Below are 23,808 nucleotides of genomic sequence, written 5' to 3' on the forward strand. Positions count from 1 at the left end.
CGCAACGGGTCCGCAGCTGAACCGTCACCGACGACGTCCTGGCCGACCGCCGGGCAGCATTCGGGACTCCGGGTGTCGGCGATTGAGGGGCCCGAAGACGATCAGCCGTCGGCCCGCGGTGGTATGGCAAGGTCGAGATGTAGTGATCAGTGGGGTAGGACGGCCGAGTTCAGCAGGCTCGTTGCGGGCCGGTAAGTCGGTGCGCCAGGAGGAAATCCATCATCCTGCGTTGCAGGGCCAGGCCATTGCTCGATTGCATCAGTAGCCCGCCGCCGATATGGTCCGGTCCGATCGGTGTGACGAATTGGGCAAGCTCGCAGCCGTGAAGTGAGTAGTGCTCGATGGTCGCGGGCACCGGGTCGGCGGTGGTGGCGACGGCGGTTGGGGTGTCCGCGAGGGTGAGGTCGCCCGCACGCCGATCGGCATCGAGCCATTGCAGGATGTTGGCGCGCCCGATCGGGTAGAGGCTGGTCTGGTCGGCCAGGTCTTGCAGGAAGAAGGCGGGTACCGGGCGGGCGCGGTAACCCATCGTCTCGACGATGCCGGCGCCGGTGAGGTCCGCGTACGGCGGCTGCGGGCTCATCCCGTATGGTCCGCCCGCCATCGGCGCGATGGCGGCGTACAGGTCCGGATAGGTGGCGGCCATGACGGTGCTCAGGCCGCCGCCGGCAGAGTATCCGCCGGCATAGACCCGGTCGCGATCGATGCCGAGCTCGTCGATCAAACCCGCGCCAGCGCGAATCCGGTTCCGGCCAGCTGCGCCTGCGGATCGGTGCAGCCGTGCAGGTAGATCATCAGCGGCTTGCCCGCCGTGTCCCCGGGTGGAACGTGTAGGTAGTAGTCGCGTGTGCCCGCGGCATTGGTGTAACTGCGCTGGGTCACCGCGGACGCGTGTGCCTCCGGGCCGCTCAGCGGGCCCAGGCCCGATACCAGCACCACCAGGGCGACCGGGGCAGCGAGACGGACCGGTGAGATGACGTGCCCGACGAACCGCTGCAGCGCGGCGCGAATGGTTTCGAATGCCGGCCTCCGCGAGGGGCCCGTCCGCAGACCTGTGTCGATCGTTTTCATGGATCCGTTCCTGGGTTGTCCATACTGCGCCGCACCTATGACGGCCCTTCCAGCGTTCCGAGCTCGGCGAGTGTGTTCGTGAGCCCATCGCCCTGTCCGCGGAGCACGGCATCCAGGTACACGCGCGATGCCTCGGCTGGGATCCGCAGGCTCTCTACATGTTTCAGTACCACCCAATGAGTGACCGGCCACCGCCGCGCGATCCACATCGAGCCGACCGGGTCGAGTTCGGCGGCCAACCGGACTGCGTCGAATCCGTTCTCCGCCTCTCCGACGATGTCGATGTCGTCGGTTTCCTCGAGGATCATTCGGAATCCCTTCCGGATGAGCGCCTGGTCGTCGACCAATACCACGCGGATACTCATCGAGGGGAGGCCTCCTTGGCGTCGGGCTTCTCGCCGCGAAGCGTCTGGTCGATCCATGCGATGATCTCGGCCAGGATGACCGGTCCCTCGGGCTCATCCTCCAACCCGTGGTAAACGCCGGGACAGGTCCTCAGCGTCGCCGATGGCACGAGGTCGACCACCTGGCGGCTGGCGGAGACCGGATTGATCAGATCGGCGTCTCCGTGAACCACGAGCAGTGGCACGGCGACTCGGGCGGCAGCCGATTCCACCCGATCCATCTGCGCCAGGACGTCGATCGCGAAGCGTGCGGTCGCTCGCCCATGGACCAAGGGATCGGCGTGCCGTTCGGTGACGACCTCGGGGTCGCGATTGACCCGCTCGAACCGCAGCCCGTTCGGCACTGTCAGGGTGGCGAAGATGCGGCCGAGGCTCCTGACCACGGCCAACTTGATCCGCTGGTTCCGCAGTTTCGAGTCGAAAGCGGGTCCGGTCACCACCACCGCGGCCACGTCCATCCCCGGCCGGTCCGCCGCGTAGAGGAACGCGTAGAGCCCGCCCAGGCTGTGGCCGTACAGCACGACCGGTGCGCCCGTTCGCTCACGCTCGTGTGCGATGAGATGGTCGACGGCCCGCGCCGTCGACTGGTATCGGACGTCGCCGCGGCGTCCTTCGGATCGCCCGAATCCTTCGTAGTCCATGGCAAGCACGGCGAAACCAGCCGCGGTGAACAACCGAGCCGTGCTGTCGTAGCGGGCGGCGTGCTCGCCGAGACCGTGCATGATGACGACACTCGCTCGCGGAGGCCCGCTCGGGGCCCAGTGAAGTGAGGTGAGTCGGGGGCCGCCGCCGTCCGGTGTGAAGGAGTCGAAGGTGGGTGATGTGGTCACGAGCAGTTCCTTTCTGGTCTGCTCGAGCCTCGCCGCTTCCCCGTTGTCCAGGATTGGACCAATCTGCTAGATCGGCAGGATCTCCCAACGGATCGTGGTGAACGCGGTTGGAGGGCCGCCGAAGGTCTGGCGACACGTCCTCGTGAGGTGGGAACTGTCGGTGAACCCCGCCAGGTGAGCCGCATCGGTGAGCGACCGGCCCTGCGCCACCGCTGCGGTAGCCCGGAGCAGCCGGAGCCATCTGACGTAGGCCCGGAAGGTTATTCCGAGGTCCTGGGCGAAGAGATGGGACAGCCGGCTCTCCGACAGATGAACGGCCGCGGCGAGGTCACGAAGCCGGATGGGTCGTGAGTCCAGCTCGGTCTGCAGGCGGGTGCGCGCGGCGGCGACTCCCGGATGAAGCGGGTGCGAGGCGGTTCCGGGAGAGCGCAGGCGCCCCTCCACGTACGCGCTGTGCCCCTTCATCAGGGTCTGCCCCGCGTGATGCCAAGCGCGAGCGTGGGACGGATCGTCGACCAGCTCGATCAGCTCGGCACCCAGGGAAGACTGAGGCTCGACGTGCGCCACGACGCCCCAGGCACCGGCGGCGCTGAACGCGTGCGGCTGATCGGCGGGAACGATCGCCGCGTTCGTCCGTCGCTGACGGCCTTGGCGATCCTCGATGACGAACGTCCCGTGGTGGGCGATGGCCACCTGGACGGAGTGGTGAGAATGTCCCGGCAGACTTCCCAGCGAACCCTCGATCTCGAGCACACCGGGACGCAAGCGCCCTATGCCAGACCACCGTGGGATCAATGGTTGTCGCTCGTCCGCCGCGTGCATCGGCTGAAATATACGCGGCACGGGAGCGCTGTCGTCGGCGGGACAGGGCCAAACTATCGCCAACTATCTTGACCACGACCTGCCCCGAGCCTTGTCACCACAGTTGTCAGAGCGCAGCAGTCCGGCAGCTCGGCAGCTTCACACTCCAACGACCGACGCGCCATCACCCGACCCCGGCGTCCCACCTCTCGCAACCCGGCGGACATCAAGCCGAGACAGCCCGGAGGGACAGCAGAACACGGACCTCTCCGACTACCAGGTGGGCTACCTCATCGGCGGAAAATACACCGAATATGCTGGTTAAGGCAGATTGTCTGCTACACGATGGCTGCCTCCACCTGCAACAATATGGTGCGCCGTAACCGCACCGGCTGGCAGTCGCGGCGGCTCGGAATTTCAAATCCGCCCAAAATTCGGCGAGATCAATGGGAATCGGCGAAGCGAGGAACGGTGGGCGCTGATCTCGGAGAGCGTAGCGACCAATGCCGAATCGACAGCGGCTCCGAGTCACCAGTTCAGCTGAACGTGCGCCGATAGGTCTGCGGGCTGACGCCAGTGGTGCGCTTGAATCGGTCACGGAACGCGGTGGATGAGCCGAAGCCGACCTGGCTGCTGATGCGTTCGACGGAGTGCTCTGTGGTTTCGAGAAGGTGCTGTGCCTGGCGGATGCGGGCTCGCTGAAGCCATTGGAGCGGGGTCGTCCCGGTCTGGCCGCGGAAGCGCCGGATCAGGGTTCGGGTGCTGGTCCCGGCCCGCTTCGCGATGTCGGCGAGGGTGAGGTCACGGGCCAGGTTCTCCTGGAGCCAGGCAAGCAGCGCCTCCAGCTCGGAGCCCTGCGGTGTGGGGACGTGGTCGTGGACGATGAACTGCGCTTGTCCGCCCTCGCGTTCGAGAGGCATCACCGACAGGCGGGCGGCGTGGGCGGCGACGGCCGAGCCGTAGTCACGGCGAATCATGTGCAGGCACAGGTCCATACCCGCGGCGGCGCCGGCCGAGGTGAGGAACTGACCGTTGTCGACATAGAGAACGTCCGGATCGACCTCGATGTCGGGGTGGCGTGCGGCCAGAAGCCCGGCTGCACGCCAGTGGGTTGTGACGCGCAGCCCGTCGAGGAGACCGGTGGCAGCCAGCGGGAAGGTACCCGCGCAGATGGAGGCGATGCGGGTGCCGTCAGCAGCGGCCGACCGCAGCGCCTCGCAGACGGCGGGCGGGAGCGAGGCAGTGGGATCGGTGACGCCCGGCACGATGATCGTGTCCGCGCCCTGGAGGCCCGCCAGGCCCCAGGGAGCACGAAGGGTGAAGGCTCCGGCGTCGATCTCGTCGCGCTCGGCGCAGACCCGGACCTGGTAGCCGGGTCGCCCGTCGGGCAGGCAGGTCCGTGAGAAGACCTCGATCGGGGTGGACAGGTCGAACGGGATCACCCGATCCAGCGCGAGAACGGCAACGGTATGCATGGCGAGAACTTACCTCCCCATCGGATTGAGTGCCCTAGGCCAATTCCTCGGAAACTCAATATCATCCCAGCTCAACCACACTGAGAAGGTGCTGGCGTTATTCCGTTGAAACCTGTCACTAGTGCCACTGGGCGATTGTGGCGGCAGCCTGTTGACTTCGGAGTGTCCGACGGAAATCGACCCCGAGGGAATCATCCCATGCACATCCAGATTGTCCTGTTCGACGGCTTCGACCCACTCGACGTCATCGCCCCCTACGAAGTGCTGTACGCCGGCGGCGCGGCGTCGGACGGCGCGATAACCGTCGAACTCGTCACCGCGGAGGGCTCTCGCGAGGTGGTCAGCGGCACCGGAGGACTGGCGCTGCGCGCCGCCGGCACCCTCGATCTGGAGCGCGCGGACATGCTTGTGGTGCCCGGCGCTTCCGGGCGCGTGGGCGAACCCGGCGAAATCCCGGCAGAAGAAGTGGGCGCCGGGGAATGGAAGCAGGACGAGTTCATCCCGGTGCTGCTGGGCCGGACTCTGACCACCGAGCTGCCCGTGCTCCTCGCGCAGGCGATGAAAGACCCGGATATCACAGTCGCCACCGTCTGCGGCGGCTCGCTGGTCCTGGCCATGGCCGGCCTGCTGGAGGGACGCCACGCCACCACCCACCACATGGGCCTGGACATGCTGGACGCCACCGGCGCCCACGCGGTCGCGGCCCGGATCGTGGACGACGGCGACCTGATCACCGGCGCGGGCGTCACCTCCGGGCTCGATCTGGGCCTGTACCTGCTCGAACGCGAGCTGGGCCCCCGCATCGCGCACGCCGTCGAGGAACTCTTCGCCCACGAGCGGCGTGGCACCGTCTGGCGCGCCCAGGGTCTGACGCCCACCACCTTCTGAGCAGCCGGCCTCTCGCAGATCAGCTGCTCCGCTCACCATCTCCATCGCACAGTCAGGAATCACATCAGCATGTCCGTCGTAGGCACCTGGAATATGTCCATCTCCACCCCCGTCGGCAAGATCAATGCCGTGGTCGAACTCCGCGAGCAGGACGGCGTCCTCACCGGCGTCGTCCACGGCGCCGGCGAGGACGTACGACTCACCGATATCTCCCTCGACGGTGACCGGCTGACCTGGAAGCAGGCCATCACCAAGCCCATGCGGCTGAACCTGTCCTTCGACGTGACGGTCGACGGTGACACCCTCCGGGGTACTTCCAAGGCCGGCCGCCTCCCGTCCTCGAAGGTCACCGGCGAACGCCAGACCACCCCGGAGCACCAGGCGTGACCAAGTTCCTTCTGTCCGTGCACGTCCTGGCCGCCATCATCGCCATCGGTCCGGTCACCGTCGCCGCGAGCATGTTCCCCGCGACGCTGCGCCGCGCCGTCGGCGACCCCGGTGACAGCGACGCCCACCCCACCCTGCGGACGCTGCACCGCATCTGCCGGGTCTACGCGGGCATCGGCATCGCGGTTCCCATCTTCGGCTTCGCCACGGCCAGCAGTCTCGGCGTCCTCGGTGACGCCTGGCTGATCATCTCGATCCTGCTGACCGCCACGGCCGCCGGCGTGCTGGCGCTGCTGATCCTGCCCGCCCAGGACCGCGCCCTGGCCGCGGCGGGAGGTTCCACCTCGTCGCCGGTGCCAAGCGCCTTGACGCCGGGCCGCCTCGCCATGCTCACCGGCATCTTCAACCTGCTCTGGGCCACGGTCACCGTACTGATGATCATCCGTCCCGGCTCCACCACGGGAGTATGACCATGCACCTTCATCCTCCGCGCCATCTGCGCATCGCGGCGCACGCCGAGCTGATCTCGCTGATCGTGATGCTGGCCAACGTGTTCACCGTCCACCTCGAGCCCATCTCATCCTTGCTGGGCCCGACCCACGGCTGCGCCTACCTGTTCGTCGTGATCACCACCTGGCGCCTCGAGCAGGCCCCGGCCGCCGTTAAGGTCCTGGCCCTCGTTCCGGGCGCCGGCGGACTGCTCGCCCTGCGACAGCTCGACCGCGGCGCTGCGACCCGTCAGACGGAAGACGTCATCCCCTCATGACGCTTGTGTCATCGCTGAACGTCGGCACCGAGCCTCTGATCAAGTCGGCAGTGTTGTGCGCCAGGCGTTGTTCCCGCAAGACGGTATCGCACGTGTGGTGTGTGCCCCTCGGGGGACGACTCGTGGGCGAGTTTCGTTGACACAAATTGTCCAGTTGTCCTTGAGAAGCTCTGCGATCTCGGCAGGTTGGTAGAAGTCATCGTCGCGGAAGTCGTGGCCGACACATAGAAAGGTGCCGCCTGGACAGCGGAAAGCAGGTCCAAGCCGGCCCGTCGCGCTGGGGACTCAGGTGCTGGTAGTCGACGGTGGCGGCGTGCCCGACCGCGGAGCCCGTTTGCGGCGGGGCATCAACAGCAGGGCCGCCACCGCCACCGCGAGCGGCAGGACGCTGACTGTCAATATCGTGAGCCGCAGCGCGTCCGCGAAATCCTCCCCGAGGTCCAGGCCGGAGGCGTGCCGGATCAGGTTCGGGTCGTATCCGGCGCTGCCCGGGCTGAGTGCCAGGCTGCCACGTACCGCGTCCACGGTTCGCTCGGCATCGGTCGCGGTAAGCCCGCGAGCCTCGGCATCTGCGAGCCACTCCTTCCTGAAGAAGAAGTGCAGGAGCAGCAGGTAGATGGTGGGTCCGAACGCGTAGCCGGTCATCCCGAACGCCAACTGCGCGGACGCCACCGCGCCGGAATGCCCCGAAGGCGCTTCGGCGAGGACCGCCTCCGACACCGATGCAGAGGTGACCAGCGAACCGAGGTTGCACAACCAGATGGCCGACACGAGTAGCCAGATCGCCATGGTCGGGCTGACGGTGCCCGCCATCAGCAGCCCGCTCATCGTCATCAGGGCCAGGCCGACGACCATCACCGGTCGTGGGCTGTACTTGCCGACCAGACGTCCGGCCAAGACCACCGCGCCGGCGATCAGCAACGTCCCGGGCAGGTACAGCAGGCCGATGGACTCCGGAGACAGCGAAAGCACCACGCTGCCGAACTGCCCCAGGGCGATGCCGAGCCCGGCGACGAGGAAGTTCAGCGTGAGGGTTGCCGCGAGTGCCACGCTGAACGGGCGGCTGCGAAACAATGCCAGGTCCAGGGCTGGTTCGGGGACCCGACGTTCATGACGTACGAAAAGGACCGCCGCTGCCACGCTGATCGCCAGCGGCAGCAGCGTCGTCGGCCGGGTGATGCCGTTCTGCGCCGCCGCGAGGCCGACGACCAGCGCCAGCAGGGCTGCGCCGACCAGGCCGACACCGACCACGTCGAGATGGCCGCGCTGCTGCACGGGTGCCTCGGGCACATACCGGGCGGTCAGCCACAGCGAGGAAAGGCACAGCAGCGGCGCGACCACGAACAGCACCCGCCAGCCGACGGCGGCCACCGCCCACCCGGTCACCGCGGGGATCGACCCACACAGCACCATTTCTATCGCCATGAAGACACCGATGGCGGCTGGCCGCTTCTTCGACGACACCGATGTCTTCAGCAACGCCAGCGGCACGCCGAGCAGAGCGGTCATCCCCAGACCGTTCAGAAGGCGCATCACCAGGAGGAAGCCGTATCCGGGCGAGAAAATGGAGAGCAGGTCGACCACCGTCACGACGACCAGTCCGAGCATCAGCAGGCGTTTGAGTCCGAAAGCGTCCCCGAGATTGCCCGCGGCGAGCACAGCGGCGGCCATCACCAGCGTCGACGCTCCGCCGAGCAGCCCGACCAGTTGCGATGGCACCTCCAGCGCGCGGCTGACCTGCGGCAGATTCAGGCTGAATATCAGGGGGTCGACGACTGTGACCGTGAAGGCGATGGCGAGCGCGAGGATGAGAGGCAGCGGCGCCGCCTCGCTTCTCGATCGGACCTCGGCCATCGCGGCACCTCCTGCGCTGGTTGTCTGCGGCTCTCCGATGACGCGAAAACCCGCCGGTCGACTACGCACGCCGATCCGGCCGTCGGGTTCAGCCCGGCGCGAACGTCACCACCAGCACATCTCGATACGCGGGATGGCTCGGGTCCGACGGACGAATCGGCGACACACTGTGGAGGGTGCGGCGGTCGTCGCCCAGCAACAACGTTCCCGGCTCACTGAGCGTCGTGGTCAGCAGCGGTCGTCCGGCGGAATCGAACACCGAACTCTGCCCGCCGGTCGCGTTGCGTCGGCTGACCAGTAGCGATGACACCAGGGTGACGCCGTCCCGGTGCAGACCTTCGGGGGTGGGCTGTCCCTGCCCGTCCGCCGACGCCACGACCCGAAAAGGATGCACCTTCACCAGCCACGATGCCGGGGTGTCCAGGGCCGTCGCCGACTGCCCGAGCAGTCGCAGCACCGCCCGCAGCATCGGGTCGGCTACGAAGGAATCGGTCAACGGCTCGAACGTGCGATCGACGTCGAGGTAGAGCGGATTGCTGTCGTCGGGTTGCACGAATGATTCCTGTGGCAGCAGTCTCATCGGCCCTGTCGGCGCGGTGAACTCGAACCTTCCGTACCGGCGCAGCCGGCACGCTCCTCGCTCGGCGGCGTAACTGTCCACGCACAGTGAGTTCCAGTGGCGACCGAAATTCGCCCACTGCGTTCCCGAGACATCGAGGCAGGCTGCCGTGACGGCAGCGGGCATGACATGAGCGCCGACAGAAACGAGCGCCGCTCGGGCCTCGTCCAGCCGACGGTCCGCGGGCGGCCGGTCGGCGGATGGCCCGGCCGCTGTCATCCCGGCCTCTGCCGACTGTGACCTGCCGGCCGTTCTGATCACGATGGCCTGCCTTCCTCCGGGCGTGCGATGGGCGAGTACCCCCGTGCCCGCAGGTGAAACGGGTCGGATCACCAACCGCAGACGGATTCGTGGCTGTTCGGGTTCGCCCGGGAACTCGGCGTCCGGCACCGTCGGTCGTAGGCTTGTCCGGTGCGTGACGAAGGCAGGTCCGAGCGCTACCGCTGCGCGGTGCTCGGACCGCTGCGAGTGTGGGCGCCCGGCGGCGCGGAGGTGACACCGAACGGGGTGCTGCCCCGGCGATTGCTGGCGCTACTGGTGCTGCGGCGCGGGACGGTGGTCTCGGCCGACGCGGCCGTGGAACTGTTGTGGCCGGGCGGCAGACCCGACAACCCGGCGGCGGCGTTGCACAACCATGTCTCTCGGTTGCGCCGAGTGCTGCCGGATGTCATCGAGTCGGCAGGGAACGGATACTGCCTGGCTCCAGGCCGGATCGCGGTGGATACCGACGAGCTGGCCCGGATACTCGACGCCGGTGAATCAGCCGCGGAGATCTTGGCGCGCTGGATCGGTCCCGCCTATCCCGAACTCGATATGGTGGATGAGGCGCGCGCGGAATCGGCTCGCCTGGAAGAACTTCGGCTGCGAGCCCACGAATCCGAGGCGATCCGCGATCTCGACCACGGTCGGACCGACGGCTTGGCCGCCCGGCTGCGCACCATGGTCGACGAGCATCCGCTGCGCGAACCCCTGCGCGCCGTGCTGATCGACACGCTGGTCGTCACGGGCAGGCCCGCGGACGCGCTCCGGGTCTACGACGAGTTCCGGCGACTGCTGGCCGAGGAACTCGGCACGGAGCCGTCGGAACAGCTCCGGCAACGCTACCAACGCCTGCTCGTCGGTGACACGGCAGCGACAGCGCCGGCACCGCTTCCGATGTCGGTCACCGCGCTGATCGGGCGCGCGGGATTGCTGGTCGAGGTACAGACCCTGATCGCCGAGGCACGGTTGGTGACCCTCACCGGGCCGGGTGGTGTCGGCAAGACCCGGCTGATGCTCGAACTGGGACGCGGGTACACCGACCGGCCGGTGGTGTGGTGTGAACTGGCCGGGGCCGACGCCGAGGGCGCCGTCGGGGCCGTCGCCGCGGCGCTCGCGATCGACGTGCGTCCCGGTATCCCTCTCGGTGACCGTCTCGCCGATGTGATCGGCACCAGCGAGATGCTGTTGCTGCTCGACAACTGCGAGCACGTGATCGAACCGATCGCCACGCTGGCGGATCTGCTGCTGCGCCGGTGTCCGCGCCTCCGGCTGATCGCCACCAGCCGCGAACGGTTGCGTGTCGCCGGGGAGCAGGTGCGCCGGGTGCCGCCGCTGGCGATCGGCGACCGAACATCCCCCGCGGTCGAGCTCTTCATTCAGCGGGCCACCTCGGTCACCGGCGGACTCCGTCTCGATACCGCCGCCGAGCGGCAGATCGGCGTCATCGTGTCGCGGCTCGACGGGCTGCCCCTGGCCATCGAACTCGCCGCGGCCCGGATGTATTCGCATGATGTGGGTGAGATCGCGGCGGGCCTCGATCGTCAATTCGACTTCCTGTCTGCGGGTTACCGCACCGCGACCAGACACGGGTCGCTCGCCGCGGCAGTGTCCTGGTCGGTGGATCTGCTCGATCGGCCACTGCGGGAGGCGTTTACGAGCTTGTCGGTCTTCTCGGGCCCCTTCGATGTCGTGGCGGCGGCGGCGGTGTGCGGGGCCGAGCTCGGCCCGACCGCCGACCGGCTGACCGAACTCACCGAGCGATCGCTGGTGCAGCGGGTACCCGGTCGTCGCTATGCGATCCTCGAGACGCTGAGAACATTCGGCCGCACCGAACGCGCGGGCGAGGTCGACCACGCAGGCGCCCGTCACGCCGCCTACTTCGTGGACTGGGTGGAGATGACCGGTCGGGAGCTGGCGCATTCGGCCACCGCCATCAGCCGGATCGACGACGCGATCACCGAGCTCCAGCGCGCGCTGCACTGGCTCCTCGAGCGCGGCGACCCCCAACGCGCGGCCCGGATCGTCGCCGCGTTGATGGACTACGGCCTGCTCCGATTGCGCCCCGACGTCCTCGGCTGGTCCGAAGCGGTGATGTCCGCCGATCCCCACGCCACCGGCCACCTGGCCGCCGAAGTGCTGGCCGCGGCGTCCTACGCGCGGTGGATGGCGGGTGATCTGCCGGGTGCCTATGAGCGCGCCGATCGGGCGCTGAGCGTCTGCGACGACCCGCCGTACAACGCCTATGGTGCGTACGGCGTGTGTGATCTGTTCTCGGGCCGTTTCGCTGAGTCGGCCGACTGGTATCACCGCGCCGCCGTCATTCCGGGCCGGATGTCGCCGAACATGGATATAGCGACCTGGATCATGCTGCTCGGCTACGCCGGTGACCCCACAGTCGACCGGCGATCCGCCGAACTCGTCGCCGACATCGGCGGTGATGCGTCGCCTACGCTGGCGTACGCGCTCTATTGCGCGGGCGAGGCCGTCATCGGCACCGACCAGGATCGCGCGCGTGAATTGCTGGACCGTGCCGTGCGGATGGCGGAGACCACCAGCTGCACTTTCGTCACCGGCGTCGCGGGCGCGTCCCTGGCCTCTCTCGATGTACGTTCGGGTCGCACCGCCGACGCGGCCGCGGCCTACCCGATTTTGATCCGCGGATGGCAGCGGGCGGGTATGTGGTCGACCCAGTGGGTGATGGCGCGCTCGATCGCGCTCCTGCTCGATCAGCTGGGCCGACCCGAACAGGCAGCGGTCCTGGACGGGGCGATCCGCGCCGCCACCGCCGAGGAGCCGCTCGGTTCGGATCGCGAGGTGCTCGATCAGCTGTCGCAGCGGCTGCGCGCGGCCCTGGGTGCCGACGGGTTCGACGAAGCTCGTCGTGTCGGGGCGAGTCTGGACAACGTCGCCCTGATCGACTACATCATGGTGGCACTCGGCCCGCAGCCGTGACCGGCTGCGGGCCGTCGGTTCACCAGCGTGGTTGCTCGTCGAGAATGCCGAGCACCGCTTTGCCGACCATTTCGTGGGTCAGCGCGTCATTGCCCGGATGGAAACCGCCGCAACGCACGTCGCGGTAGAGACGTTCCAGTTCGTGCCCCGCGAACATGCCCGCACCACCGACCACATCGAGTGCTGTGTCGACCACCCGTTTGGCGGTCTCGACCGACCGCCACTTCATCGAGTACACCTTGGGCGCCCAGTCGGCTCCGTGATCGGCCCCGGCGACCCAGTCGGTGGTGAACTGGGTCAGCACCGCGTCGGCGGCATCGAGCTCCAGATACATCGACGCGATCTGATGCTGCACGAAGGGGTTGTAGGCGTAGGCGCCGCGTTCGATCGCCATCGACTGCTTCCGGCGCGCGTTCGCGACCGCCAGTTCCACGGCGCGGTCGGCGATTCCGAGGTAGACCGCCCCGATCAGCGCCAGCGGCCACATCGTCATCCCCGTCAGGAACGGGTGCTCGGCATCGCCCGCGGGCATCACACAACCGATCCGGAGGTCGGGTACGAAGACCTCGGTCAGTTGCGTGTCGTGGCTTTGTGTGGCGCGCATGCCGAGGGTGTCCCAGTTCTCGACCACGGTCACCCCCTCGGAGTCGCGTTGCACGAAGGCGTGCACCACCGCAGGCCCGCCCGCGGCATCGGCGTCGAGGGCGTGCGCGCCGAGCCACTTCCAGGCCGGCCCGTTCGATCCGAACTGCTTGCGTCCGGTCAGCCGGTAGCCGCCGTCGACCCGGCGTGCCTGACACGTCGAGAGCAGGACCGGAATATCGTTGCCCGCCTCGGCATGTCCGGCCGCGAACACCTCGCCCGCCACCGCCTCGGCGTAGATCCAGTCGAGTGAATGATCGCCGGCCCGCGCCATTTCCTGGGCGATCCCGATCCAGTACGAGTGCATGGACATCGCCAGGGCCGTTGCCGGGGCATACCGGGCGAGGCGGCGCTGGCTCGCGGCGAGCTGGGCCAGATCCAGGCCCCAGCCGCCCCGTTCGGCGGGTACCGCCGCCGCCAGGTAGCCGAGGCCGCGAAGCTCGGCGAGGTCGTCGCCGAAGTAGCTGTTGGCGCGGTCGTGCGTGGCGGCGCGAGCTCTGAAACGCTCCAGCATGTCGGTCGGGATGGTGCGGGTATCGATGATCGTCTGAGTCATGCGAGCCACTGTGCGGCGGTGCCCTGTCAGCGGGCTGTCGCGCCCTGTCATGGGCGCGACAGCCCCGTGACAGGGCGTTCGCACACGATGTCGGCATGATCGCTATCGAAGAACTGGGAACCATCCTGTCGATCTGGGCGCACCCCGACGACGAGACCTACCTCGCCGCCGGGGTCATGGCGGCCGCGCGCGACAACGGTCAGCGGGTCGTGTGCGTGACCGCGTCGGCGGGGGAGCGGGGTACCGACGACGCGGTCACGTGGCCGCCGCACCGCCTCGGTCGTGTCCGCCGGTGGGAAGCGGCTGCCGCCATGGCTGTCCTCGGGGTCGTAGAACACCGTGTCGACGACTTTCCCGACGGCGAGTTCCCGCTGCACGATCCGGCCGGGATTGCGTGGGCCGCAGACATCCTCGCCGAGGTACGACCCGACACAGTTCTCACGTTCGGGGCCGACGGAATGACGTTTCACCTCGATCACATCGCTGTGCACCGGTGGGTCACCCGTGCTTGGCATGCGGCGGGTCGACCGGGCAGGTTGTTGTACGCGGTGCCGTCGGCGGAGAAACTCGCACGGTTCATGCCCCTCTACGAGGAGTGGAACATGTATATGAGCCCGAGGCGACCCGTCGGCGTGCCCAGCGTCGAGATCCCGCTGAACCTGACGTTGGGCGGCATCGCGCTCGACCGCAAGGTTGCCGCGCTGCGCGCGATGTCGACCCAGACGGGGGCGCTGATCGCCTCCGTGGACGAGGCCATGCTGCACGAACTCATCGCCGAGGAGACTTTCGACATGGCGCAATGACAACGGGCCGACCACGGCTCGCCTCGCGCCGCGACCGGGCGGGTGCCGGCCGTGGCAGGGCATTGGACCGTCCCAGGACCCCGGGCCGACGAGCAGGGTCGCTCGCGACGGCGCCGCCCGTCGCAACACCTGGGAGGCGAGGTAGCGAGTCCGACGTGCTGCTCGATACCGACGACGTTGCGCGAGGTGGGAGGCATGCTGGGCGCGAGTGCGCCGAATCGCCGTGGTGGTCGGCTTCTCAGACCTCGCTGTCGGGTGTCGTCGGCAGGTGCTTGGCACAGATCGCGTCGACGAATTCGCCGACCGTCTGGTCCGGGAGGCGGCGCGCGAGGTCGGCTTCGGTGATGATGCCGACCAGTTTGCCCAGTTCGGTGACCGGAAGGCGGCGGATCTGGTGCTGCTCCATGACGGCGAGGGCGTGCTCGATGTCGACGCCGGTATCGACGGTGACCAGGTCGTCGCCCTGGGCCAGTTCGCCCGCGGTGGTGGTCTTCGGGTTCTCGCCGAGGGCGATGACCTTGATGACGATGTCGCGGTCGGTGATGATGCCGACCGGGTGTCCTTCGCCGTCACAGATCGGCAGTGCGCCGATATCGAGCTGACGCATGCGGCGGGCAGCGTCTTCCATCGTGTCGCGCACGCTGATGAACGCGACGTCGGCGTGCATGACCGTATCGGTTGTTGTCATGTCGTTTCTCCTGGTTCGGTGTTCTTCGTGTGGACGATCCGTCGACCGATTCGGGCGAGGACTCGGTCGGGTCGGGGATGATGGATACCGCGCAGCGCGTGTGCCACAGCGCGGCACGCGCCATGCTGTGCAGGGGTGGCCACAGCGTCCGGTGATCACGCGGAACGACGACCAATTGCGCAGTGCTGCCGAATCGTTCGAGCGCGGTCCGCGCGTGACCGAAGTAGCTGAGCACGCTGGTCCGGACGGACGGAAACCGGAGACGCAGATCGGCCACCAGGCTCTCGACGTCCTCACCGGTTGCCGGCGACGCGCGCGGGCCAGGTCGGGTGAGTTCGACTAGCACCACGTCGGTGGCCCGCTCCCGCGCGGCGCGCATGGCCGCTGCCAGAGCGCCGGCGGCGCCAGGGCCTTCCGGTTCGACGACGACCAGGACCGGGCCGATCGCCGCTGCCGCGCACCGGAGAGGGCGAACGATCGTCACGGGGCTGTGCGCCGCCGACGCGAGCGAGGACGCCACCGAACCGAGCAGTACTTGCGCGGCAGAACTGTGGCCGACGCTACCGACCACGACTTCGGACGCGGTCGTGGAGAGACCGATCAGTCCGGCCGCTGGATCTCCGTGAAGGGTCGGCTCGGTGACTTCGGGTGCCGGCGTGTGCGAGGTCTGTGCCCACCGATCGCTGACCGCACGGCGCGCCTCGGTCAGGATCTCGGAATCGCGGGACAGGAGTGCGCGACGACGGACGACATGGACCAACTGCAACGGAACGTGCGGGGCCCCGGCGGCGACAGCGGCCCACTGCGCGGCGCGGACCGCCGTCGCCGATCCGTCGATGCCCGCCACGACAGGGGCGGGGCCGACTCGCGGCGGGATGCCGTGGTGGGCCTGCGCGTTCATCGCCGGCCCGCCGTGTGGGGGGCGCGCTCGCGCCGAGTCGCGCCGCCCACGCGGTCGCTCGTTCGATCTCGCCGGCACGGGACGGTCCGGTCATGTCCCTGGCACAGCACGGATCGACGGGGGTCGGGCCGGTGCAGCGAGGTCGAGATCATGAACACCAGCGTGGCGGGCGGGCCCAGGTACCGGTCAGGGGCGAAGGTCCCGCACGCCGAGGACCACTGTCCTGATCCGATGACATTCGGCCTCGTGTGGTTGCGCACTGCCGGGCTCGCGGTAACTCCGGGGCTGCGGCGGTCGTGGCTATGCCCGGACATGGCAGTGGATCTCACCGTGGCCGTTCCCGCCGTGGGGTCAATCGTGGTGGACCACCATCACCGGGCACTCGGCGTGTTGAACGAGCCAGTTGCTGGTCGAACCGAGCAGCAGCCCACGGAAGCCGCCGCGACCGCGACTGCCCACGACGAGCAGCTGCGCGGTCTGTGACCAGTGCGCCAGCTTCTCGCGCGGACCGAACAGCTCGATCTCGCGGCGCACGACGACATCGGGGAATCGTTCCGACCATCCCGCCAGGCGCTCGGCCAGCAGCGCTTCCTCGGCGACGGTGAAGTCGTCGACCGGCATCTCCAGGTAGTCGATGCCAGCGAAATGTCCTTGCGACAGATCGCTCCAGGCGTGCACCGCGACGAGCTCACTGCCGCGCAGCGAGGCTTCGGCGAACGCGACGCCGATGGCAGGCTCACCGACACTGCTGCCGTCGACACCGACCACGACAGGGCCGGTGCGGCGATCCGGGTCGGGCCCGCGCACGATGACGACCGCGCCGCGCGCGTGCGCGGTCACCGCCAGCAGTGTCGAGCCCAGGTGGGCGATCGAGCCGGCCGAGGCCCCTACGCCGAGGACCACCAGATGCGCGTGCGCCGAGGCATCGATCAGGGTGCGCGAGGGATTGCCGGTCGCGACCTCGGTGGTGACCGTGAGCGAGGGCGCCACGGTGAGCGCGTCCTCCCGGGCGGCGGCCAGCATCCGCTCGGCGGTCAGCCGGATGTCCTGCATGGTGGCGTGGATGAATGCGTCGTAGGCGCTGCGTGGCGTCCGATCGGCGATCGGGTTGGCGCAGTGCACGACATGCAGGGCGCGGTCGCGATCCGCGGCGGTACGGGCCGCCCAGCGCACGGCGGTGGTCGATCCGTCGGATCCGTCGATCCCGACGACGACCGTGGCCGAGGCCGCCAGGTGGGGGTTGTCGCTGTGTTCGGTCATGCTCGTCTCCTGTTCTCGGGGCAACCGCCCGAGCGGGGCGGGTGGCCGTCACGTAGTGGATGCGCAGGTCATGGGACAGGTGGAGTCCTCGTCGGTGCCCGCTCGTTCTCGACGACGCCGAGGCGTGGAACATGGCCTGGGTGACGGACTCGGCCATCCCGGTACCCCGATCCGCTCGAATTCGTTGTCTGTTCCCAGCGTCCGTCGGGAAGTGGGCACCCCGATACGGTCGAAGGTCCCGGCTCGGAGCGGGCATTGGTCCTGATCGGTCGACCAGCAGCATCCCTCCTCGGCTTCGGGGGCACACAGCACTGAGATATCGGCACTACGGCCGGTCGATTCCGATCCGGCGTGCACCGGCCGGCTCGGCAGTGTGCAGTATCTGTCCGGGCCTGCTGCCGGATCGGTACACGGTGATGCCCTTGACTCCGGCTTTCCATGCCTCCCGGAAGAGATGGCGGACGTCGGTGACGGAGGCGTCGGCACGCAGATTGATGGTCTCGGCCACCGCTGCGTCGGTGTGGTGCTGCACGGCTGGCTTCGGTCGTGGAATATGACGTCAGTTGGTCGCGAATTTTGGCATCGGTCCGGCCTGCTGCGACCGATTTCTGATCGCGAAATTGGGCATCGCTCTGTCGGCGTGTCCGATTGGTTCCGGCCCCGATGAGCATCGAGCTGCCCGGACTACCATGTCCGAAATGAGCTCCGTTCTGCTGCAGCGCGCCCTGACCGACTCCGGGTATGCGGGGCTCAGGTCGCTGCCAGAGAGAGTCGAGGTTCTCCTCGGAAGCCTTGAGGCCCCGCCTCGGCTGGGTGCTCACTTGCGGGCGGTTCACGAGGTGGCTTGGCAATTGGCCGACTGGGTTGGCCAATTTCACCGTGATGTGAGGTTCGACCGGGATGTAATGCTGTTCGGCGCGGCAACACATGACATCGGCAAGGTCGTCCATCCCGAAGAGCTGTCAGGACCAGGCTCGGCTCATGAACAGGCTGGTTATGATCTTCTCCTGGCGCAAGGCTTTCACGAGGATTCGGCCCGCACGGACCCATGGTTCGTGGACCGGGCCTGATGTCGGTATGGAGGACCTGCTTGTCAGTCTGGCCGACAAGGTGTGGAAGGCCAAACGCGTTTCCGAGCTCGAGCAGTTGGTGGTGCAGCATCTTGCTGCCATCGACGGTCAACAGTCGTGGCAGGTTTTCATGACCCTCGACGATGAGCTCGACCGGATCGCCGCAGACGCCGACCGAAGGCTCGCCTTTCAAGCAAGCTATCCGGTCAGCGCTTGACCCTCGGCCCCTGGCGTCATCCGAACGATTTCCTCTCGCGCGCCTTCCTTATAGAGTCGCTTTTCGAGTCCAGCGGATCGGGTGAATGAGATTCGCTTCAGCCCTTGGCGGCGCGGGTATGAGCGAGACGGTAAGAGGCGGTGCCGGTTTCAACGATGTGGCCGCCGAAGGTGAGTCGGTCGACGATCGCGGCGCAGTGAAGGTTTTCGTCCACCCTGAGTAGCTGTCGTTGGACGCGATCGCGACCGAGTTCTTCTCCTCGCGTTCGGTGAGGACCTGAAACAACAGCTCGGCGCCGCGGCGGTCGAGTTCCATGTAGCCGAGTTCGTCGATGCAGAGCAGGTCGACGCGACCGTAGCGGGCGATCGTTTTGGACAGGATTTTGTCGTCGGCGGCCTCGACGAGCTCGTTGACCAGCTTCGTCGCGAGGGTGTATTTGACCCGGAAGCCCTGCATCGCGGCTTCGGTGCCCAACGCGATCAACAGGCTATCAGCAACCTCGACGAACGAATCCGTGAACTGCTCGACAAATGGTTCACCGACAACCCGCCAGCCGAAAAGCCGGGCGAAATCCCGTACAAGGTCCCGAAGCCGGGAAGCGGAAAGGATCGCGCGAACGATCCTCCGGGTTGGGCGAAGGGTAAACCTCCTCGCGTCGGGGAGGGTGGCAAGGACTATGCGCGTAGGCTGATGGACGAAAAGTATGGCAAAGGAGGCTGGGATACGAACAAGACCGGCCCGGGCTCCGAGTGCAACAAGATCAAGAAATACGGGGACAGGGGTTGGCAGGATCCGAAGCCGAAAGGTAAGCCGAAATAGCACGAGAAGGGCGTGAATAGTGGACCACCTATATTCGGTCGAGCACTGGTATGACCTGTCGGACTTCGATGACCGGCAGCGGACCATAGGCTTGTATCTGACCGAGGAAGACGCGAAACGTGCGGTCGACCGAGCAGCTAAATTGCCAGGATTTCGAGACCGTCCAGCGGACTTCCATATACTGCGACATCAGATAAACGAATTGCATTGGACCGAAGGGTTCTTCACCGCATGATCCATGAGGTCGCATACGAGAGGTCTCGATGAGTTTCGCATTCATACTCAAACACGAATACCGGCTGTCCAACGCGAATCAGGACGAGGTCAAAGATATCGGAGTTTTCGCCACGGAGGCGGATGCGCAGGCAGCGATCGACCAGCTCCGAGGCGAGGAAGGATTTCGGGATCATCCCGAGGGCTTCGTGATCCGAAAGTACGAAATCGGCAAGGACTATTGGGCAGAAGGATACGATGTCGGCACCGACGAAGTTTAAATAAAGCGACTATCTCCGGAGAGTCCGACACCGCGCCTCTCAATGTATCCCCTGAGAAATGTGCTCGATCATGTACACTACCCCAGCCCGGCCGTTCTGGCCTAGTGCCGCGTCCGGAAAGGTTGATGCGGTAACAGCTCGAGGTGGCGGGTTGATCCGTGGCCGGTGAACGGAGATGCTGCCTGACGGAGGTGGTGCCGGTGGCTCGCAAGCCGGTGTGTTCGTCAGAGCGGTAACCCCGGAGGAAGGCCGCAAACTCGCCCAGATCGCCCGGCGCAGCACAGTGCCGGTCCGGATGCGGCGGGCCGTGGTGGTGATGGCCTCGGCCCAGCATCAGCCGGTCGGGCTGATCGCGAAGCTGATGCAGGTGTCGGAATCCTATGTGCGGCAAGTGATCCACGACTTCAACGCCCATGGATTCGAGGCACTCGACCCAAAATGGAGCGGGGGCAGGCCGGCGAAGACCGATCGAGCGACACGTGATCGGATCACTCAGATCGCCCGGTGCTGCCCCCGTGATCTGGGCTGGCCGTTCAGTGTGTGGAGCCTGTCGAAGCTGGTGGAAGTGTTGCGGCTCAACGGGATCGCCGACGTCAGCCGGGAGACGCTGCGCGTGATCCTGAAGGCTGGCAGGGTGTCGTGGCAGTCCACCAAAACGTGGAAGTCCAGCAACAACCCGGAATTCGTCGCCAAGATGAGCCGGGTGCTCGACCTCTACGACAAGACGGGCGGGTGATCTGCGTGGACGAGTTCGGGCCGTTGAATCTGCTCCCACGAGCGGGCCGTGGCTGGTTCGCCGCTGGTCGGCCCAAGCGGTTGCGGGCGACCTACCACCGCGCCCAGGGTGTCCGGCACATGTTCGGTGCCCTGGACCTGGCAAGTGGCCAGTTGTACTACCGGATCCGGGACCGGAAACGATGGATGGAGTTCCTGTCGTTTCTGAAGTCGTTGCGGGCTCGCTGGCCGGGCGAGAAACTGTATCTGACCTGCGACAACTGCTCGGTCCACAAGCGAGCCGAGGTCCGGGCGTGGTGCGCGGACAACGACGTCGAGTTGGTGTTCTTGCCGACGTATTCGTCGTGGCTGAACCGCATCGAGTGCGAGTTCGCCGCGCTGCGGTACTTCGCGTTGAACGGGACCGACCACCGCAGCCACGCCGAGCAGGACGCGGCGATCGGTGACTACATCCGCTGGCGTAACCAGCACGCCGGACCTATCCGCGACTTCGCGGTCGGCTCGAAGATCCGGCGGCCGGATTACCTACCCGACGTTGCTTGACGCGGCACTAGCCGGTATCGACGGTGTCGGCCGAGGTGGCTGTAGCGGGGTCCGGTGCCTGCGGAGGCCCAGGAGGCGATGGTCTTGAGTGGGATTTGCCAGCGCGCGGCGAGATCTGGGCTGGTGAGCCAAATCTCGCCGTCGGGCAGAGGGGTAGCAGAATTCGCCGTGTCAGGCGATGGGGGAGAGGAAGGCATGCGTCGCTCACTAATGTGTTGCGATCAGTAGCTCTTCCTGCAGTCGAGTGTATCCGAAAACGCGCGGGCACCGCGTCGACGTAACGTCCGGTGCACGTAGGGCTTCGCGCGCTTCCCTGGGCAGATGACACGAGGGCTGCTTGCGCGGCGGTTGGCGGTGGCCTGTTGCGTGGGCTGCCGCCACAATTCGACGTCCTTGCCGAGGTTCACAGGTCTCGATCCGGCCCGGCGGTGAGCTGCGCTAGTGGGTTGGAGGTGCTGATTCGACCGATCTCGCTCGGAATTCGCGTGAGTAGGTGGCGACCTTATGGGAATCGCTCGGCGGTGACCACGGCCCGGTGTCGATCTTGCACAGTCACGCGGTCTCGGCTGCGGCGAGTCGGGCCCTGCACGCCGGGACGGCAATGTCGGGGCACTCACCACTCGGACAGTCGGGGTAGCCGATTGCGGGTGGCTCCCGTCGGCGGTCCGATCGCGGACCAGGGGGATGTTCCTGACCCGGCGAGGGGACGACAGGGCCCCGGATCCTTGATTGTGATTTCTGACACAATAGTGTCCAGTGTGCCGAAAACGATCAAACCCCGGTGGTCTGCGGGGTGGTCCAGCGGGCTGGCCGGCCCAAAAGTGTGGGGTTTCTGTGTGATTTCGCCGAACCACGTCAAGTACCGGGCCACAAGAAAACCCCCTCCGACCGAGGTCAGAGGGGGTTTTCACTGTCGGGCTGACAGGATTTGAACCTGCGACCACCTGACCCCCAGTCAGGTGCGCTACCAAGCTGCGCCACAGCCCGTTCTTGCCCCCGTCGCCGGGTGCTCGAAAAGATTACCGCACCACTCTGTGTAGGAACTAATCGGCTGGTAGATGGCTGTTTTTCGGGCGTTCTCCGCTGGGGATGCGGCGACAGGCCGCGTGCAGATCGGGCGGCTCGGTCCGGATCGTCGGCGCCGGCCACGGAGGTCCGGCCCGATGTGTGCACCCGGACTACCGGGTCCTGCCCGAGGACCGGGTGAGGTCATCGGCCGCGAGTTGTGGGCGCGCGGTGACCTGCCCGACCCGGTCCGCTGAATTCATCGACACGAAACACCGCGGGTTGTCCTGGGAAACAGCGCTTCTCGATGCTGTGCCGGAATCCCGTTGGATAAGAGGTACGAGTGTGAATTCGGGAGATACCGCGTGGGTGCTGGCCTGCGCCGCGCTGGTCATGTTGATGACACCGGGACTGGCGTTCTTCTACGGCGGCATGGTGGGCAGCAAGAGTGTGCTCAACATGCTGATGATGAACTTCAGCTGTCTGGGTGTGGTGTCGACGCTGTGGCTGCTCTACGGCTACAGCGAAGCATTCGGCGACGACGCCTATTACGGGCTCGTGGGCGACATGTCGCATGCGCTGCTGCGCACGACCCAGGGGACGTTGTCCGGGCCTGTGGGCCACCAGATCCCGACCATGGCGTTCGTGATGTTCCAGTTGATGTTCGCGGTCATCACGACGGCGCTGATCACCGGTGCGATCGCCGGTCGGGCCCGGTTCTGGTCGTGGATATTGTTCGTGGTCCTGTGGGTCACGGTCGTGTATTTCCCGGTCGCGCATTGGGTTTTCCATGTCACCGGATTCACCGACACCGGCTCCTCCGGCACATCCCCGGATGTCGGCGGTTGGATCGCGAACCGGCTGGGAGCGTTCGATTTCGCGGGCGGCACCGCGGTGCACATCAACGCGGGCGCGGGGGCGCTGGCGTTGGCGCTCGTGGTCGGCAAGCGCCATGGCTGGCCGCGCAGCGTCGCACGTCCACACAATGTGCCGTTCACTCTGCTCGGTGCGTCCCTGCTGTGGTTCGGCTGGTATGGCTTCAACGCCGGATCTGCTCTGGCCGCAGGCGATCTCGCCGCCTTGGCATTTACCAACACCACCATCGCGGCGGGCGCCGCGTCGTTCGCGTGGATCGTCGTCGAACAACTCCGAGACGGTAGACCCACCACCGTCGGCGCTTCCTCGGGCGCGGTCGCGGGCCTGGTCGCCATCACCCCCGCGTGCGGCTTCGTCGGAGCTGTCGGCGCCCTGGGCATCGGCGTGGTCGCGGGCATCTGCTGCGCACTCGCCGTCAGCCTGAAATACGCCTTCGGCTACGACGATTCCCTCGACGTGGTCGGAGTCCACCTGGTCGGCGGATTGGTGGGCACGCTGATGGTCGGCCTGTTCGCCGATGCCTCGGTCAACTCCGCAGGCGGCAACGGTCTTCTCTATGGTGGCGGGTTCGTCCAGCTGCAGCGCCAGGCCATCGCTTCGGTGGCCGTCATGGCCTACTCCTTCGTGGCGACCCTGCTGCTGGCGTGGATAGTCGACAGGCTCATCGGCCTGCGAGTCGACTCCGGGGCCGAGGCCGAGGGCATCGACGAATCCGAACATGCCGAGTCCGCCTACAGCCTGAGCATGCCGTCCGGCACCCTGGCTCCTACTCCTGTACAGGCTCGGACGCTGTCCCGGCCCCAACGCCTCCCTGATCCCCGCCCCGCCTCGCGGCCCAACGACCACTTATGGTGATCGCAGGTTGGGCGAGTGCCTCGGTACGATCGCTTC

Annotated in this window: 25 protein-coding genes, 1 tRNA gene and 1 pseudogene; 12 read left to right on the forward strand and 15 right to left on the reverse strand. The window is 67.0% G+C overall.

The annotated features are described in order from the left end of the window. Window positions 1-169: 169 nt before the first annotated feature. From NV348_RS30255 to NV348_RS30280, 6 genes are all read right to left on the reverse strand, one after another. On the reverse strand, window positions 170-724 hold the full coding sequence (locus NV348_RS30255; RefSeq protein WP_447149902.1) for an alpha/beta hydrolase family protein: 555 nt from the start codon (window positions 722-724) through the stop codon (window positions 170-172). After that, complete coding sequence (locus NV348_RS30260) at window positions 721-1,071, reverse strand: alpha/beta hydrolase family protein (protein ID WP_447149903.1); 351 nt, start codon at window positions 1,069-1,071, stop codon at window positions 721-723. Before NV348_RS30260 ends, NV348_RS30255 begins: the two co-directional genes overlap by 4 nt. A 35-nt stretch (window positions 1,072-1,106) precedes the next feature. Continuing rightward, a complete protein-coding gene (locus NV348_RS30265) occupies window positions 1,107-1,424 on the reverse strand; it encodes a response regulator (RefSeq protein ID WP_447149904.1) in 318 nt (105 codons plus the stop codon). Between the two features lie 8 nt (window positions 1,425-1,432). Next, window positions 1,433-2,305, reverse strand: coding sequence for an alpha/beta hydrolase (locus NV348_RS30270; RefSeq protein ID WP_447149905.1), 873 nt, complete (start codon window positions 2,303-2,305; stop codon window positions 1,433-1,435). A 66-nt stretch (window positions 2,306-2,371) separates the two neighbouring features. Then, entirely contained in the window at window positions 2,372-2,998 is a 627-nt protein-coding gene (locus tag NV348_RS30275; RefSeq protein WP_447149906.1) for a helix-turn-helix transcriptional regulator, read from the reverse strand. A gap of 644 nt (window positions 2,999-3,642) precedes the next feature. Beyond that, a complete protein-coding gene (locus NV348_RS30280; protein ID WP_447149907.1) occupies window positions 3,643-4,581 on the reverse strand; it encodes a GlxA family transcriptional regulator in 939 nt (312 codons plus the stop codon). Between the two features lie 198 nt (window positions 4,582-4,779). Here NV348_RS30280 and NV348_RS30285 point away from each other — a divergent pair, with 198 nt between their 5' ends. From NV348_RS30285 to NV348_RS30300, 4 genes are all read left to right on the forward strand, one after another. After that, window positions 4,780-5,469, forward strand: coding sequence for a DJ-1/PfpI family protein (locus NV348_RS30285; protein WP_447149908.1), 690 nt, complete (start codon window positions 4,780-4,782; stop codon window positions 5,467-5,469). 69 nt (window positions 5,470-5,538) lie between these two features. Then, complete coding sequence (locus NV348_RS30290; RefSeq protein WP_447149909.1) at window positions 5,539-5,856, forward strand: hypothetical protein; 318 nt, start codon at window positions 5,539-5,541, stop codon at window positions 5,854-5,856. Beyond that, the gene (locus NV348_RS30295) at window positions 5,853-6,326 is read left to right on the forward strand and encodes a hypothetical protein (RefSeq protein ID WP_447149910.1); all 474 of its coding nucleotides are present in this window, start codon (window positions 5,853-5,855) and stop codon (window positions 6,324-6,326) included. Before NV348_RS30290 ends, NV348_RS30295 begins: the two co-directional genes overlap by 4 nt. After that, window positions 6,323-6,622, forward strand: a complete 300-nt coding sequence (locus NV348_RS30300) for a hypothetical protein (RefSeq protein WP_447149911.1) — start codon at window positions 6,323-6,325, stop codon at window positions 6,620-6,622. The genes NV348_RS30295 and NV348_RS30300 overlap by 4 nt, the downstream gene beginning before the upstream one ends. Before the next feature lie 285 nt (window positions 6,623-6,907). Here NV348_RS30300 and NV348_RS30305 read toward each other — a convergent pair whose 3' ends face one another. Together NV348_RS30305 and NV348_RS30310 are read right to left on the reverse strand one after the other, a co-directional pair. Then, window positions 6,908-8,476: an MFS transporter gene (locus tag NV348_RS30305; protein WP_447149912.1), complete on the reverse strand. Its 1,569-nt coding sequence runs from the start codon at window positions 8,474-8,476 to the stop codon at window positions 6,908-6,910. A gap of 88 nt (window positions 8,477-8,564) precedes the next feature. Then, window positions 8,565-9,221: a 2OG-Fe dioxygenase family protein gene (locus NV348_RS30310; protein WP_447149913.1), complete on the reverse strand. Its 657-nt coding sequence runs from the start codon at window positions 9,219-9,221 to the stop codon at window positions 8,565-8,567. Window positions 9,222-9,506: 285 nt separating this feature from the next. On the opposite strand from NV348_RS30310, the gene NV348_RS30315 reads away from it, so the two are divergent. After that, the gene (locus tag NV348_RS30315; protein WP_447149914.1) at window positions 9,507-12,308 is read left to right on the forward strand and encodes an ATP-binding protein; all 2,802 of its coding nucleotides are present in this window, start codon (window positions 9,507-9,509) and stop codon (window positions 12,306-12,308) included. Window positions 12,309-12,327: 19 nt separating this feature from the next. Here the strand turns inward: NV348_RS30315 and NV348_RS30320 are convergent, their stop codons facing one another. Continuing rightward, window positions 12,328-13,506, reverse strand: coding sequence for an acyl-CoA dehydrogenase family protein (locus NV348_RS30320; RefSeq protein ID WP_447149915.1), 1,179 nt, complete (start codon window positions 13,504-13,506; stop codon window positions 12,328-12,330). Window positions 13,507-13,601: 95 nt separating this feature from the next. On the opposite strand from NV348_RS30320, the gene NV348_RS30325 reads away from it, so the two are divergent. Continuing rightward, window positions 13,602-14,309 (forward strand): PIG-L deacetylase family protein, encoded by a 708-nt coding sequence (locus NV348_RS30325; RefSeq protein WP_447149916.1) that lies wholly within the window; start codon window positions 13,602-13,604, stop codon window positions 14,307-14,309. Window positions 14,310-14,547: 238 nt separating this feature from the next. Here the strand turns inward: NV348_RS30325 and NV348_RS30330 are convergent, their stop codons facing one another. The 4 genes from NV348_RS30330 to NV348_RS30345 form a co-directional block, all read right to left on the reverse strand. Then, window positions 14,548-14,997, reverse strand: a complete 450-nt coding sequence (locus NV348_RS30330) for a CBS domain-containing protein (RefSeq protein WP_447149917.1) — start codon at window positions 14,995-14,997, stop codon at window positions 14,548-14,550. Continuing rightward, on the reverse strand, window positions 14,879-15,898 hold the full coding sequence (locus NV348_RS30335; RefSeq protein ID WP_447149918.1) for a universal stress protein: 1,020 nt from the start codon (window positions 15,896-15,898) through the stop codon (window positions 14,879-14,881). The genes NV348_RS30330 and NV348_RS30335 overlap by 119 nt, the downstream gene beginning before the upstream one ends. A 351-nt stretch (window positions 15,899-16,249) precedes the next feature. Continuing rightward, window positions 16,250-17,158, reverse strand: coding sequence for a universal stress protein (locus NV348_RS30340; RefSeq protein WP_447149919.1), 909 nt, complete (start codon window positions 17,156-17,158; stop codon window positions 16,250-16,252). Window positions 17,159-17,483: 325 nt separating this feature from the next. Next, a complete protein-coding gene (locus tag NV348_RS30345; RefSeq protein WP_447149920.1) occupies window positions 17,484-17,690 on the reverse strand; it encodes a ribonucleotide reductase barrel domain-containing protein in 207 nt (68 codons plus the stop codon). 166 nt (window positions 17,691-17,856) lie between these two features. Here NV348_RS30345 and NV348_RS30350 point away from each other — a divergent pair, with 166 nt between their 5' ends. Both NV348_RS30350 and NV348_RS30355 read left to right on the forward strand, forming a co-directional pair. Continuing rightward, window positions 17,857-18,228, forward strand: coding sequence for an HD domain-containing protein (locus NV348_RS30350; RefSeq protein ID WP_447149921.1), 372 nt, complete (start codon window positions 17,857-17,859; stop codon window positions 18,226-18,228). A 7-nt stretch (window positions 18,229-18,235) separates the two neighbouring features. Continuing rightward, window positions 18,236-18,445 (forward strand): hypothetical protein, encoded by a 210-nt coding sequence (locus NV348_RS30355; protein ID WP_447149922.1) that lies wholly within the window; start codon window positions 18,236-18,238, stop codon window positions 18,443-18,445. A gap of 97 nt (window positions 18,446-18,542) precedes the next feature. Here the strand turns inward: NV348_RS30355 and NV348_RS30360 are convergent. Further along, window positions 18,543-18,931 (reverse strand): annotated as a pseudogene (locus NV348_RS30360) (ATP-binding protein); the annotation flags it as partial. 596 nt (window positions 18,932-19,527) lie between these two features. Between NV348_RS30360 and NV348_RS30365 the strand changes: the two are divergent. The 3 genes from NV348_RS30365 to NV348_RS30375 all read left to right on the forward strand — a co-directional run bounded on the left by NV348_RS30365 (window position 19,528) and on the right by NV348_RS30375 (window position 21,036). Beyond that, entirely contained in the window at window positions 19,528-19,758 is a 231-nt protein-coding gene (locus NV348_RS30365) for a DUF7336 domain-containing protein (protein ID WP_447149923.1), read from the forward strand. A 175-nt stretch (window positions 19,759-19,933) separates the two neighbouring features. Further along, a complete protein-coding gene (locus NV348_RS30370) occupies window positions 19,934-20,494 on the forward strand; it encodes a helix-turn-helix domain-containing protein (RefSeq protein WP_447149924.1) in 561 nt (186 codons plus the stop codon). A 5-nt stretch (window positions 20,495-20,499) separates the two neighbouring features. Continuing rightward, window positions 20,500-21,036, forward strand: coding sequence for an IS630 family transposase (locus tag NV348_RS30375; RefSeq protein WP_447149925.1), 537 nt, complete (start codon window positions 20,500-20,502; stop codon window positions 21,034-21,036). A 913-nt stretch (window positions 21,037-21,949) separates the two neighbouring features. On the opposite strand, the gene NV348_RS30380 is transcribed toward NV348_RS30375, so the two are convergent. After that, a tRNA-Pro gene (locus NV348_RS30380) sits at window positions 21,950-22,023 on the reverse strand. A 348-nt stretch (window positions 22,024-22,371) separates the two neighbouring features. On the opposite strand from NV348_RS30380, the gene NV348_RS30385 reads away from it, so the two are divergent. After that, window positions 22,372-23,772 carry an ammonium transporter gene (locus tag NV348_RS30385; RefSeq protein WP_447151190.1) on the forward strand — a complete coding sequence of 467 codons (1,401 nt, stop codon included), beginning with the start codon at window positions 22,372-22,374 and terminating at the stop codon, window positions 23,770-23,772. Window positions 23,773-23,808: the final 36 nt, after the last annotated feature.

The sequence above is a fragment of the Nocardia fodinahabitans genome (assembly GCF_052983615.1).